Genomic DNA, 13161 nt, shown 5'->3' with positions numbered 1-13161 from the left:
GGAGTTGTCGCGTCATGTTGCTGTCCAAGCGCCACGTTGAACCCCGCGTCCTGCTCATCGAGGACGCCGAGGAAACCCGCGAACTGAGCCGGCTGGCGCTGGAAAGCCAGGCCTGCCACGTAGTGGGCGTGAGCTCTGCCGAAGCGGCGCTGGGCCTGCTGGCCGCCGGTGAGCGTTTCGACCTGCTGTTCACCGACGTGAATCTGGGCGCGATCAGTGGCATTGAAGCCGCCAACCGGGTCCGCGGCCTGTATCCCCAGCTGCCGATCCTGGTGACGTCGGGCATGGACCAGCACCAGGTGCTGCCGCAGCTGCGCGACGGCATCCATTTCCTGCCCAAGCCGTACAACATGAGCGAGCTGCTCGACGCCATCCGGCTGTGCTTCCGGCACGCCGATGTGGGCGTATTGACCGGGCCGGATGCACAGGCGGCCTGAGGCATTCATCAACCGCTGCTGTACGGTCCGGTACCCGGGAACACCTTCAGCAGTGCGCGGGTGATCATGTCCGGGTAGACGGTGAAGTGATCCTCGTCATCGATCACCATGTTCTCCACTTTCAACGATCGCCCGCTGCTGCGCAGCTGCTCGGCGAATTCGGCGTTGTGGCGCAGCATGTCGTTGCGGGTGAAGTAACGCGGTTCGGGCTTGACCGTTTCAAAGCTGCCCACCGACAGCACCACCGTGGTCGGCTGCGCCGGCGCCTTGGCTTCGGCCTGCATGCGCGGCACCCGATGGTCGTCGAACCACAGCGACGGGCTGGACAGGATGTAGGTGCGGAACATGTCCGGGCGCGTGGTCAGCACATAGGCGCCGAACAGGCCACCATAGGAATGCCCCGCATAGGCACGCCGCGCCGGATCGGTGCGGTAGCGCGCGTCGATCATCGGCAGCACCTGCCCAGCGAGGAAATCGCGGTAGTGCGCCGCGCCGCCGTAGCTGACGTCATCGCTGTAATCACGCGGATCGGTACGCACCGGGTCGCTGGGCGTGTAATCGCGCGAGCGGCTCTGCTTGGAGGTCAGGCCTTCCTGCGGCGGTAGCCCGACCAGGATGAAATCCTCGATGTTGACGCCCTTCTGCCCGACCATGTTGCGCACGCTGCGCACCAGCGGGAAGCTGTACAGCGCATCGGTCACGTACAGCACCGGGTAGTGCTTTTCCGGATGCGCCGCGTAGTCGGCCGGCAGCGCCACCCAGACCGGATAATCGCGGCCGACCGGGTCGTGCACGCGCAGCGCTTCGGTGTCCGGCAGCACCACACCCGGCGTGGCAGTCGGCGCACTGTCCTTCGCTTCACTCTGCATTGCGGGCGGCGCCACCGACATCGCACAGCCACTCACGGCCAGGCAGGCCGCCACACTCCATCCACGCACACGCTGCATCCACACGCTCCCGTTGCGGGCGGCGCACCCGATGGCGCCGCTGCCGCATCGTTGCATGGTGTGCAGGCGGGTACCAGTGCGGTCAGGGCGAGGCCGGCGGCGGCGCCGGGAACAGCGTGCGCAGCGCCTGCAACGCGGCCGGATGATAGATCGTGGCGTGGGTTTCCTCCGGCAACGGCAGGTACTTCACCAGCGGCGACGGCGACGCCTGTTGCAGCAGCGTGGCCAACTGCGCGGCGGACGCAGCCAGCTCTGGCTGCCCACTGCTGGCCAGGAACACGCGCGGCTGCGCACGCGTCACCGCCGGCAGCTGCTTGGCCGCGCCGGCCAGCATTGCGCCACGGTTCCACCACAGGCTGGGGTCCAGCGCGATGTAGCTGTTGAACAGCGTCGGCTCCTGCAGCAGCGTCTCGACCACGAACAGGCCAGCCAGCGACTCGCCGATCAACGCGCGCTCCTCGGTGGTCGGGTAACGCTGACGCACCTGCGGCATCAGTTCATCGCGCAGGAAGGTACGGTAGGCCGCCGAGCCGCCGATGCGCGGCGCGATCTTCTGGTCCTGCGGGTCCTTGCTGGGGCCGGTCATGTCGCGGCGGCGCTCGGTGTTCTCGATGCCAACCAGCAGGAACGGACGCATGCTGCCGTTGCCGCTGAGCACCTGCACCAGCCCGGCCACATGCAGGAAGTCCTCGCCGATGCCGCCGTCGGGCATGTAGAGCACCGGTAGCGGCGCCTTCGGGTCCAGCCCCCACGGCTGCGGGCGGTAGACGTTGATACGACGGGTCTCGCCCAGAGCCTTCGACTCGATGGTGAAGGTCTCGCCGATGACCAGCGGCGTGGCGGCGGCGGGCGACGCGGATTCGGCGGCCATCAGCGGCGCGGCGGAGACGACGGACAACAACAGCGACAGCACGATCAGACGCATGGGACGGCCCATCCTGGGAAAGATGCCGAGCATAGACCGCCGGAGGCACTGTCGTTCGCGGCACTTTGCCGATCTGCCGGAACTGGAGCACCATGGAGCCGGTGATGGTCATGCAACGGGCACTTTGGCTCAAGGACTGGTCGCCGCCACGCTCATATCCACAAGGAGGTTCCCATGTTGAGTGTATTGATCGCCACCACCCTTGCCGCCGCCTCACCGCAGTCCAGCAGCACTCCGCCAGCATCCGCAGCGTATGCGGACTGCCTGCTCGCCCACCTCCAACCGGGATTGTCCGACCACGCGATCCCGCTGCTGCAGCAGGCCTGCGTCGCGAAGTATCCGGAGAGCTACGTCGCATATTCAGAACTGGAACGCCGGATCAGCGCGCAGCGCCGGGCTGACTTTGACGCGGCTCAAGCGGAAGCCGTGCGTTCCGCGAATGCGGCAGCGGCGGCCGCACAGCAAGCTGCCGACGCGGCGGCCGCAAAAGCCAAGGGAGTGCGGGCGAAGTAGAGGCCACGGACCAGGGCAACAAAAAAGGCACCGCATTACGGTGCCTTTCTGAATGACTTGGGTCATTGGATGCAATGGTGGGCCGTGAAGGATTCGAACCTTCGACCAAAAGATTAAAAGTCTTCTGCTCTACCGACTGAGCTAACGGCCCATTGCACTGCCCCAGCCTTTCGGCGGGGTGGGCATTCTACCCTACTTTACCGGGCCGGGTGAAACCCTGGTGCGTCGAGGTTGCCGGCCAGCGGCCGGCACTACCCGATCTGGTGAGCCCGCTTAAACCTTCTGGGCCTCACGCGCATCCCAGCTGTGATTCCTGCCCGGAGCCACGGATGCGCCTGCCCTTCTGCCTCATTGCCGCCCTGTTGCTGCCCTGTGCGGCACTGGCCGCCCCATCCCAGGTCGTCACCGACGACATCGGCCGCTTCTGGGCCACTTATGACGCTGTGCGCGCCGAGCCCGACGTTGAACGCCAGGTCGCACTGGTGCAGGAGCGCTACATCGATCCAGGCAGCCCCGGCCTGCATGCGCTGATGCAGGTCCGTAACTACACCGCCCGCGAATACGCCGAGGCCATGCGTGCGTGGCCGCGCTTCTGGACGTCGGTACGCCCATTGACCGCCAACGCGCAGCAGGCCAGCGCCACACTGGAACGGGACCTGGCCGCCTTCCGCACGCTCTACCCCGCCCTGCGCCCGGCCACCATCACCTATGCCGTGGGCGTGCTGCGTACTGGCGGGACCACGCTGGGTGACAAGGTACTGATCGGTGCGGAGATGGCGCTGGGCGATGAACGCGTGGACGTGAGCGAGCTACCGGAGCCGATGCGCAGCCGCCTGCGGATCTTCTACGACAGCCGTCCGGGGGCGAACAACGCGCAGAACAACCTGCACGAGTACGTGCATACCCAGCAGCGCGAGACTACCGGCAGCCTGGCGCAGTACGCGGTGCGCGAAGGCGTGGCGGAGTATGTGGCCGAACGGCTGAGCGGGCGTCGGCCAGCGTTGCCGCTGTACAGCTACGGGCCCGCGCACGAAGCGGAAATCCGCACGCGTTTCGTCGCTGAAATGGACGGCGGGGATCTGGACAACTGGCTGTACAACAGCGCCGGTAATCCGTTCGGGGTGAGTGATGTGGGGTACTACGCCGGCTACCGTATCGCGCAGGAGTACATGCGCCAGCAGAAGGATGAGAAGGCTGGGATCGCGCGGATGATCGAGCTGGATTATGCCGATCCGGGGGCGGTGCGGGCGTTTATTGAAGCATCGGGGTGGTTGCGGCAGCGGTAGCGCCGGGCCGTGTCTGGCGGACAGTGCCAACCAAGGTTGGCACCCACCAGAGTCAGACCTGCCCGGCGAGTCAGCCAGTGCGAACCAACGGTTCGCACCCACCGAGGGAGCGATTCGCACCCACCATCTGGGAATTCACACCCATCAGGGAAGCCGGCCAGCGGCCGGCACTACCAGGGGCGGTCAGGCGTACAGCGTCGGGTCGGGCACGCCGGCTTCGGCGAAGCCCTGCGCGCGCAGGCGGCAGGCATCACAGTGGCCGCAGGCGGCGCCGTTGGCGTCGGCGTTGTAACAGGACACGGTCAGGCCGAAGTCCACGCCCAGGCGCACGCCTTCGCTGACGATCTGGCCCTTGCTGAGGAACTGCAGCGGCGCGTGTACCTTGATGCCCGCACCTTCCACGCCTGACTTGGTGGCCAGGTTGGCCAGCGCCTGGAACGCGGCCACGAACTCGGGGCGGCAGTCCGGATAGCCGGAGTAATCCACGGCGTTGACGCCGCAGAAGATGTCGTTGGCGCCGAGCACTTCGGCCCAGCCGAGGGCCAGCGACAGCATGATGGTGTTGCGTGCCGGCACGTAGGTGACCGGAATGCCGGCACCACCGGCCTCGGGCACGTCGATGTCGTCGGTCAGTGCCGAGCCGCCGATGCTGCGCAGGTCCACGTCCACGGTCTTGTGCGCGACCACGCCCTGGGCCTTGGCCACGCGGGCGGCGGCATCCAGTTCGGAGGTATGGCGCTGGCCATAGCGCACGCTCAGGGCATGCACGGCAAAGCCCTGTTCCTGGGCCATGGCAATGACGGCGGCTGAATCCATGCCGCCGGAGAGAAGCACGACTGCCTTCTTCATGGGTAAAACATCCGGTTGGGAGGGGAAAGCCAGCACGCTGTCCCGCGCCGGAGCTACATCAGGGAACGCCGCGCGGGCTCATCGGCCCGGCTCGTCGTTCCACAGGATTTTATGCAACTGCATCTGGAAGCGCACCGGCAGGCGGTCTTCGACGATCCAGTCGGCCAGCTGGCGCGCGGTGACCTCGCCCTTGCTGGGCGAGAAGAACACGGTGCAGCGCTTCACCAGCTCGTGCTCGGCGACCAGGGCCTTGGCCCAGTCGTAGTCCTCGCGGCTGCAGATGACGAACTTGATCTGGTCGCGTGCGGTCAGCAGCGGCAGGTTTTCCCAGCGGTTGCGCGCCACTTCGGCAGACCCCGGCGTCTTGATGTCGACCACGCGCGATACACGCGGGTCCACCGCGCTGACGTCCAGCGCGCCGGAGGTTTCCAGCGAGACGTCCATGCCGGCGTCGCACAGCTTCTGCAGCAGCACCAGGCAGCGCTTCTGCGCCAGCGGCTCGCCGCCGGTCACGCAGACGTGGCGCACGCCCTGGGCCAGCACCTCGGCCACGATGTCGTCGATGTCCCACCAGGTGCCGCCATGGAAGGCATAGGCCGTATCGCAGTACTGGCAGCGCAGCGGGCAGCCGGTCAGGCGCACGAACACGGTCGGCCAGCCGGCGGTATCGGCTTCGCCCTGCAGCGAGGTGAAGATCTCGGTGATCTTCAGGCGCGGCAGCGGCGACTGCACGATGTCGCTGGGGGTAGCGACGGCGTTGGACGGGGTAACGGCGGTCATGGCAAACAATTCTTCATGGGACGGGCGACCGATTTATCGGCGCCGGAAACGAAAGCAGCCGAGCATGGGCTCGGCTCTACAGGAGGCTGCCGGAAATCAGCCCGGCGCCAGGGTACGCATTGTACGCCCGGTCAGCGGATCAACGGATCTGCTTGCCGAGGCGGATGGACTGCAGCCGATCCTGGGCGGTGCGCGCGGCGTCCGAGCCCGGGTACTGCGCCACGACGCTCTCCAGCGTCTGCTGGGCCTGGTCGACCTTGCCCTCGCCATACTGCGAGAGGCCAACCTTGAGCAGGCCGCCAGCGGCCTTGTCGTGGGTCGGATAGCGCGCGAGCAGTTCACGGAACTGGGTCTCGGCCATCGGGAAATTGCGGGTGGCGTAGTAGCTCTCGCCCAGCCAGTACAGCGCGTTCGGCGCGTAGACGCCGTTCGGGTACAGCTGCAGGAAGCTCAGGAACAGCTGCGCCGAATCATCGTACTTGCCGGCCTTCAGCGAATCGAAGGCGACGTTGTAGGACGTGCGCTCGTCGCCGGTGGCGGCAAGGCTGCCGGCATCACCATGGACGGACGGCGGCCGCTCGGAAGTGGCCGCCGCTGCGGGTTTTGCCGGGGCCGGTGCGGCCTTCGGCGCGCTCGCCGGAACGGGCGGCAGGGCCGGGGCGGCATTGCCCCCTTCCAACCGGTTCAGGCGGCTGTCCAGATCCAGGTACTGGTCCTGGGCGGACTGCTTGAGCTGGGCGTTGTCGTGCTGCAACTGCTCGATCGAGGCCTGCAGGCTGGTGACCTGCTGCCGCAGCTGGTTGATCTGGTTCAACAGGTCCTGGTTGGCACTGTTGTTGTACATCTGCTGCTCGAGCGCGCCGACACGGTCAGCCAGGCTCTGTCGCTGTGCATGCGCCGGTGCGGCAGCCACGAGGGCTGCCGCAACGACCAGCATCAGTTTGATGCCAATGCGCATGGATTACTGCGCGGTGTAGACGATTTCGACGCGACGGTTCTGCGACCAGCAGGACTCGTTCGACTCGGTGCAGACCGGACGCTCTTCACCGTAGGAAACGACGGTCAGCTGCGAAGCCGAGCCACCGTTGGCCTGCAGGGCCGAGTTGACGCCGTTGCCACGACGCTCACCCAGGGCCTGGTTGTACGCGCGCGAACCGCGCTCGTCGGTGTGGCCCTGCAGGGTGATGCGCGAGGACGGACGGTCACGCAGGTACTTGGCGTGGCACGCCATGATGGCCTGGAATTCCGGCTTCACGTCTTCCTTGTCCAGGTCGAAGTAGACAACGCGCTGGCGCAGGCAAGCGTCGGTATCCAGGTCGCCCGGGCCGTACAGGCCCGAGGTCGACGGACCGGTCGGGGTGGTGGTCGAGGTGCCGGTGTCGACCGGGGCTGCCGGCTCTTCCTTCACCTTCTTCGAGCAACCGGCCAGGACGGCCACAGACAGCAGGGAAACAAGCAGAACGCGGGTGGACTTGTTCATGGCGATACCTTTGTGGCTCCTAGGCCGATGAGGGGTTCAAGACAACGAAAATATTAACACTCTTTTAGCGCTGGGTACGGTATGGGGACCATGCCGGCTCGCGCACATCACCATCGGCCAGGACCAGGCGCTGGCGAACCCGCGCATCGGCCGAGACGGCATACAACACACCACGGCCACCTTCGCGGGCGGCGTACAACACCATGCTCGCGTTGGGCGCAAAGCTCGGCGATTCATCCAGCGAGCCCGGGGACAGCGTGCTCCAGCGCGGCGAACCCAGCGAGCTGTCCATCACCGCGATCTTGTAGCTGTTGCCCGAGCCCTGGGCGACGGCGATCTTCTTGCCGTCGTAGGACACCGAGGGCTTGGCATTGTAGTTGCCCTGGAAGGTCACGCGCTCGGCGCTGCCGCCGCCCGCGCCGACCTTGTAGACCTGCGGACGGCCGCCGCGGTCGGAGGTGAAGTACACCGCGCTGCCGTCCGGCGCCCAGGTCGGCTCGGTATCGATGGCGAAGTGGTTGGTAAGCTGGGTCAGCTGCTTGCTGCCCAGGTCCATCACGTAGATTTCCGGGTTGCCCGAACGCGACAGGGTCAGGGCCAGCTTGCGGCCGTCCGGCGAGAACGCCGGGGCGCTGTTGATGCCTCGGAAGCTGGTGACGAGCTCACGCGCGCCGGTGCCGATGTTCTGGATGTAGATCGCCGAATTGCCACGCTCGAAGCTGACGTAGGCCAGCTTGCTGCCATCCGGGCTCCACGACGGCGACAGCAGCGGCTCGGCCGAACGCACGATGGTCTGCGGATTGAAGCCATCGGAGTCGGCCACCATCAGCGCGTAGCGCATGGCGTCGCCCTTGCCGCTGGCGGTCACGTAGGCGATGCGGGTCCAGAAGGCGCCGCGCACACCGGTGATCTTTTCGTAGATGGCGTCGGCCATCTGGTGGGCAACGTCGCGCATGGCGTTGCCACGGGCGGTCATCGCCAGGCCCAGCAGGCGCTCGCCCTTGGGTACGTCGAACAGTTCGTACTCGACGCGGTAGGCGCCGGCACCGGCGTCGAGCACGCGGCCGACCACGATGTAGTTCTGCTTCAGCGCGCGCCAGGTGGCGAACTGGATGTCGCCGCCGCGCACCGGCTTCTCGACGATCTGCGCTTCGGGCAGCGTACGGAACTGGCCCGAACGCTCCAGGTCGGCACGGACCACGCCGGCGACGTCGGTCTGCGGTACAGCCGACGACCCCTGGTAAGGCATCGGCACGATGGTGATCGGCAGCGCGGAAGCATTGCCGCCGATGATGTCGATATCCAGCCCCTTCTGCTGCGCGACGGCAGCAAAGGGCAGCAACAGGGCCGCAAACACGGCAAGCCAGCGAGGCATCTTTTTCATGGAGCGCTCAATAGGGGGAAACCGGAACGAGGGATAACAAAGCGGCAGTGAACCGCTTCGCAATCATGAACCAAGGGTACGTGAATTCCGGGTCAGTTCCAGCCCGTCCTCTCACGCACCGTTAACGTCGTGGCTAACATCGCGCCCGTCTGCCCCGTCACGCCGCCCTGCGGGGCGGTGTTCGACAGCAGCCCACAGCCTGCCCGGTCGAGACCTGGCCTGCCAGAGGCAAGCGCGACATCCGTGGACGCGGGCAGCGGAGAGCCACCCTGCCCTGCCCGCCTCAGCGATCCTGGGCGGTGAAGGTGAAGTTGAGCGTGCGTGCGAACACCGACTCGAAGCCGCGGTACGGCAGCGGCTGCGCGTTGAGCACGGCGGCCTCGATCGAGCGCTTGCCGGCCTCGTCGTACGGGCAGTTCGGGCTGACCTTGGCCTGCATCACCGTGCCACCCGGAATCTGGGTGATGGTGATCTGGCAGCGCTGGCCCAACGGCACCGTATCCGGGCGCACCCACTGCGACAGCACCTTGGCCTGGATGGCGGCTGCGTACTTGGCCGAAAGGTCGTCGCTGTTGCCACCGCCACCGGCGGCCGGCTGCGAGGCACCACTGGAACCGGCAGCGGCACTGCCGGCGGCATTGCGCGCGGCGGCCACCTGGCGCAGCTTCTGCTCGGCCAGCTTGGCTTCCTTCTCGGCCTGCTCGCGGCGGGCACGGATCTCGGCGATCTTCTTCTGCTTCTCGGCCTCGGCCTTGTCAGCGGCCACGCGCTCCTGCTCGGCCTGCTTCTTCTTCTCGTCCGCTTCCTGCTGCTTGGCCAGGCGCAGCTTCTGCTCGGCTTCTTCCTGGCGCTTGCGTTCGGTCAGGTCGATCTGTTCCTGGCGGCGCTTGGCTTCCTGTTCCTGCTTGGCCTTCTCCTGGGAGATGGCCAGCGCACTCACCGCTTCCTGATCCTTGGTATCCGGCTGCGCGACACGCTCCTGCGCCTGTTGCTGCTGCGGCGTGGGGGCGTCCTGCGGGCGCGGTTCCGGGATCGGCTGCGGCGGCGGAATGGTGTCTTCCGGCACCGGGATGGGCTCGGCCACCGGCGGCGGCAGGTCTTCCAGCTTTTCCGACTGGCGCAGGGCCTGGCGCGCAGCGGAGGCCTCCGACGCAGACAGCGCCAGGCTGGCCTCGACCGACGGATCGCCGGCGGCGGCGTCGGTGTTGCGCTCGGGCGACCAGAACCAGGCCACGATGAAGACCAGCGCGACCAGCAGGTGCACCAGCAACGCCAATGCCAGGGGCAGGCCCCAGCCGGGTTCGCGCTGATGCGGGGGTGGCAGGGCGTCAGCGTGCATCGGTGGCCAGGCCTACCTTGTCTACCTTGGCGCGCTTGATCACATCCATCGCGGCGATGACCTTTTCATAGGCCACGGCACGGTCGGCGGCGACGATCACGCGCACGCCCTTGTCCTGGGCGGCGATGCCGGCCAGCCGGCCTTCCAGTTCCTCGGCCGACACGGCGGTCGGTTCCTTGGCATCGGGCAGCTTCAGGCTGAGCTGGCCGTCCTGGCGCACCGAGACGATCACCGGGTCCTGCTTGCTCTCCAGCGCCTTGGCGTTGGACTGCGGCAGGTCGACGTCGAAGCTCAGGGTGAGCAGCGGCGCGGTGACCATGAAGATGATCAGCAGCACCAGCATGACGTCGATGTAGGGAACGACGTTGATTTCCGATTTCAGCTTGCGGCGCTTGCGGCGACCGATGGCAGCGGACATGGCTTGGACTCCCGGGTCAGGCGCTTACTCGTCGCCAGCGCTCTGGCGCTGCAGGATGGAGCTGAACTCTTCGGCAAAGGTCTCGAACCGCACCGACATGCGCTCAACGCGCGTGGTGAAGCGGTTGTAGGCCCACACCGCCGGGATCGCCACGAACAGGCCGATGGCGGTAGCGAACAGTGCCTCGGAGATGCCCGGCGCGACGGCGGCGATGCCGGCCTGCGCACCACTGCTGATCATGTCGTGCATGGTCACCATGATGCCGAACACGGTGCCGACCAGGCCCACGTACGGCGCGGTCGAACCGATGTTGGCCAGCAGTTCCAGGTTGCGCTCGAGCTGGTCCACTTCGCGGGTATAGGTGGTGCGCATCGCGCGCTGCGCGCCTTCCAGCTGTGCGCGGCCATCCAGGCGGCGCTTGTCACGCAGGCGGGTGTATTCGCGGAACCCTGCTTCGAAGATGGCTTCCAGGCCGGTCACGCTGCGGCTGCGGTCGGTGGCCGCGCTGTACAGCTTGCCCAGGTCCGCGCCGGACCAGAAGCGGTTCTCGAACTCGTCGGCTTCGCGGGTGGCCTGCTTGAACACGCGGGCCTTGCGGAAAATGATCACCCAGCTGACGAACGAGCCGACCAGCAGCAGCAGCACGATGATCTTCACCGGCAGGCTGGCCTTGGCCATCAGTTCGAGGTAGTTGATGCCGCCGCCGGTGGTGGCCTGGGCAAGGGTCTGTGTCGCGGCGTTGCTGACGTCGGCCGGCAGTGCCTCGGTGACCGTGGCCTGCAGGGCCAGGAGCGTTGCGATCATCCGTTGTTCCTCAGTGTTCGGATTCGGGGTGGAGGTGGGGTTGCAGCACGGCAAGGACGGCCTCGTCCATGCCACGCGGGCGGAAACTGGCCGCGTCCAGTGCGGCGATGCGGGCCTGGGCCGACAGCAGCAATTCGCCGTCGCGCAGGATCTGCTGGTCGAAGACCATGCTGGCCTTCTTCAGCTGGACCAAACGGGCGCTCACCTGCAGGGTGTCATCCAGCCGTGCCGGCCTGATGAAATCCATCTGCATCGAGCGCACCGCGAAGATCATCCCGTGCTCGGCGCGCATGCGCTCCTGGCCGTAGCCGAGCGAACGCATCCATTCGGTCCGGGCCCGTTCCATGAAGGCCACGTAGCGGGCGTGGTAGACCACGCCGCCAGCGTCGGTATCTTCCCAGTAAATGCGTGTCGGCCAACTGAATAGTGGCTCAACCGACATCGGGAACCTCCGCGAACAGGTCCTGCGGCGGGTTCTTCGGCTTCAGACCCATGTGCCGGTAGGCTTTGTGGGTGGCCATGCGGCCACGCGCGGTACGCACCAGGAAGCCCTGCTGGATCAGGTACGGCTCGACCACGTCTTCCAGCGTGCCACGCTCTTCGGACAGCGCCGCGGCCAGCGATTCGATGCCGACCGGGCCACCATCGAAGTAGTCGACCATGGTCTTGAGCAGGCGCCGGTCAAGCTCGTCGAAGCCTTCCGGGTCGACCTTGAGCATCTTCATCGCGGCCTGGGCCACGGGCTCGTCGATGTGGCCACCGGCCTTGACCTGCGCATAGTCGCGCACGCGTCGCAGCAGGCGGTTGGCGATACGCGGGGTACCACGCGCGCGGCGCGCGATCTCCCCTGCCCCATCGGCGGTGCAGTCGATGCCGAGGATGCTGGCGGAGCGGCGCACGATACGGGTCAGTTCCTCGACGCTGTAGAACTCCAGGCGCTGGACGATGCCGAAGCGGTCGCGCAGCGGCGCGGTCAGCAGGCCGGCGCGGGTGGTGGCGCCGATCAGGGTGAACGGCGGCAGGTCGATCTTGATCGAGCGGGCGGCGGGGCCCTCGCCGATCATGATGTCGATCTGGAAATCTTCCATCGCCGGGTACAGCACTTCCTCGACCACCGGCGACAGGCGATGGATCTCGTCGATGAACAGCACGTCGTGCGGCTGCAGGTTGGTCAGCAGCGCAGCCAGGTCGCCGGCCTTTTCGATCACCGGGCCGGAGGTCACGCGCAGGGCCACGCCCAGTTCGTTGGCGATGACATGGCTGAGGGTGGTCTTGCCCAGGCCCGGCGGCCCGAAGATCAGTACGTGGTCGAGCGCGTCGCCACGCCCCTTGGCCGCCTGGATGTAGATTTCCATCTGCTCGCGCACCGGCACCTGGCCGAGGTAGTCGGCAAGGCGCTTGGGGCGGATGCTGGCGTCGGCGGCGTCATCCTCGCGGGTGGCGCCGGCGCCGATGATGCGGTCGTCGGTCATGTGCTGATTATGCGGCAAAAGTGCGGGTTTCGGCCGGGCTGCGCCCGGCACCCGCAGAGGCAACGTCAACGTCAACGTCAACGTCAACGTCAATTGCGAATCTACTGGGGATGGCGGGGTGGGTCCGGTCGCGGGGGACGCCGTGAACCCGTCCTTGGGGGCTTGGCCGCGGCATCCATGCCGCGGACACCCCCGCAACCGGACCCACCCCGCCTTCGACAGTTTTCTGCGGCCTGTCGGAACGACGTTCTGCTTTGGTGGGTGCCGACCGTTGGTCGGCACGGGGTCGGATCTGGTAGGTGTCGACCTTGGTCGACACGGTAGATCCGCGCCATGCGTGGATGGAACGGTGCAGCCGAGCGATGCCCAGCTGCTGGCGCGGAACACTTCGGGAAGCCAAACCCCCTTGTTGTTCAAGGGGGCGCGCCGACAGGCGGGGGGATAAGGTGGAATGCGCGGAACGCCGGCGCCAACGGCGCCTGCGTTTCAAGGAGGCGCGCCGATAGGCGGGGAGTAAGGTGGAATGC

Annotated in this window: 15 protein-coding genes and 1 tRNA gene; 3 read left to right on the top strand and 13 right to left on the bottom strand. The window is 66.8% G+C overall.

From position 1 onward, the window contains the following. Positions 1 to 14 precede the first annotated feature (14 nt). The gene (locus AC5P5X_RS01225) at positions 15 to 437 is read left to right on the top strand and encodes a response regulator (protein WP_005414268.1); all 423 of its coding nucleotides are present in this window, start codon (positions 15 to 17) and stop codon (positions 435 to 437) included. 8 nt (positions 438 to 445) lie between these two features. Here the strand turns inward: AC5P5X_RS01225 and AC5P5X_RS01220 are convergent, their stop codons facing one another. Both AC5P5X_RS01220 and AC5P5X_RS01215 read right to left on the bottom strand, forming a co-directional pair. After that, positions 446 to 1384: an alpha/beta hydrolase gene (locus AC5P5X_RS01220; RefSeq protein WP_062605815.1), complete on the bottom strand. Its 939-nt coding sequence runs from the start codon at positions 1382 to 1384 to the stop codon at positions 446 to 448. Between the two features lie 82 nt (positions 1385 to 1466). Further along, a complete protein-coding gene (locus tag AC5P5X_RS01215) occupies positions 1467 to 2309 on the bottom strand; it encodes an alpha/beta hydrolase (RefSeq protein ID WP_062605813.1) in 843 nt (280 codons plus the stop codon). A 174-nt stretch (positions 2310 to 2483) separates the two neighbouring features. Between AC5P5X_RS01215 and AC5P5X_RS01210 the strand changes: the two genes are divergently transcribed. Then, on the top strand, positions 2484 to 2822 hold the full coding sequence (locus AC5P5X_RS01210) for a hypothetical protein (RefSeq protein WP_099527377.1): 339 nt from the start codon (positions 2484 to 2486) through the stop codon (positions 2820 to 2822). Between the two features lie 75 nt (positions 2823 to 2897). Here the strand turns inward: AC5P5X_RS01210 and AC5P5X_RS01205 are convergent. Next, a tRNA-Lys gene (locus AC5P5X_RS01205) sits at positions 2898 to 2973 on the bottom strand. A 178-nt stretch (positions 2974 to 3151) separates the two neighbouring features. Here AC5P5X_RS01205 and AC5P5X_RS01200 point away from each other — a divergent pair. After that, positions 3152 to 4108, top strand: coding sequence for a DUF2268 domain-containing putative Zn-dependent protease (locus AC5P5X_RS01200; RefSeq protein WP_099527376.1), 957 nt, complete (start codon positions 3152 to 3154; stop codon positions 4106 to 4108). A gap of 183 nt (positions 4109 to 4291) precedes the next feature. Here AC5P5X_RS01200 and queC read toward each other — a convergent pair whose 3' ends face one another. The 10 genes from queC to ruvB all read right to left on the bottom strand — a co-directional run bounded on the left by queC (position 4292) and on the right by ruvB (position 12634). Then, on the bottom strand, positions 4292 to 4957 hold the full coding sequence (queC, locus tag AC5P5X_RS01195; protein WP_005410745.1) for a 7-cyano-7-deazaguanine synthase QueC: 666 nt from the start codon (positions 4955 to 4957) through the stop codon (positions 4292 to 4294). A gap of 78 nt (positions 4958 to 5035) precedes the next feature. Beyond that, positions 5036 to 5737, bottom strand: coding sequence for a 7-carboxy-7-deazaguanine synthase QueE (gene queE, locus AC5P5X_RS01190; RefSeq protein ID WP_033832979.1), 702 nt, complete (start codon positions 5735 to 5737; stop codon positions 5036 to 5038). A gap of 139 nt (positions 5738 to 5876) precedes the next feature. Further along, positions 5877 to 6695 (bottom strand): tol-pal system protein YbgF, encoded by an 819-nt coding sequence (gene ybgF, locus AC5P5X_RS01185; protein ID WP_005414274.1) that lies wholly within the window; start codon positions 6693 to 6695, stop codon positions 5877 to 5879. 3 nt (positions 6696 to 6698) lie between these two features. After that, complete coding sequence (gene pal / locus AC5P5X_RS01180; protein ID WP_005410748.1) at positions 6699 to 7217, bottom strand: peptidoglycan-associated lipoprotein Pal; 519 nt, start codon at positions 7215 to 7217, stop codon at positions 6699 to 6701. A 64-nt stretch (positions 7218 to 7281) separates the two neighbouring features. Then, on the bottom strand, positions 7282 to 8601 hold the full coding sequence (gene tolB, locus AC5P5X_RS01175; protein WP_111189267.1) for a Tol-Pal system beta propeller repeat protein TolB: 1320 nt from the start codon (positions 8599 to 8601) through the stop codon (positions 7282 to 7284). Between the two features lie 283 nt (positions 8602 to 8884). Continuing rightward, positions 8885 to 9940, bottom strand: a complete 1056-nt coding sequence (gene tolA, locus AC5P5X_RS01170; RefSeq protein ID WP_005410750.1) for a cell envelope integrity protein TolA — start codon at positions 9938 to 9940, stop codon at positions 8885 to 8887. Continuing rightward, positions 9930 to 10358, bottom strand: a complete 429-nt coding sequence (tolR, locus tag AC5P5X_RS01165) for a protein TolR (RefSeq protein ID WP_005410751.1) — start codon at positions 10356 to 10358, stop codon at positions 9930 to 9932. The genes tolA and tolR overlap by 11 nt, the downstream gene beginning before the upstream one ends. Positions 10359 to 10382: 24 nt before the next feature. Continuing rightward, positions 10383 to 11162, bottom strand: coding sequence for a protein TolQ (tolQ, locus tag AC5P5X_RS01160; RefSeq protein WP_005410752.1), 780 nt, complete (start codon positions 11160 to 11162; stop codon positions 10383 to 10385). Positions 11163 to 11172: 10 nt separating this feature from the next. Next, entirely contained in the window at positions 11173 to 11604 is a 432-nt protein-coding gene (gene ybgC, locus AC5P5X_RS01155; RefSeq protein WP_111189268.1) for a tol-pal system-associated acyl-CoA thioesterase, read from the bottom strand. Beyond that, positions 11594 to 12634, bottom strand: a complete 1041-nt coding sequence (ruvB, locus tag AC5P5X_RS01150; protein WP_005410754.1) for a Holliday junction branch migration DNA helicase RuvB — start codon at positions 12632 to 12634, stop codon at positions 11594 to 11596. Before ruvB ends, ybgC begins: the two co-directional genes overlap by 11 nt. Positions 12635 to 13161: the final 527 nt, after the last annotated feature.

The sequence above is a fragment of the Stenotrophomonas sp. YJH_SMC_91 genome (assembly GCF_059368495.1).
The sequence above is the reverse complement of the archived record's forward strand: the minus strand, read 5'-3'. Positions and strand labels throughout refer to the sequence as shown.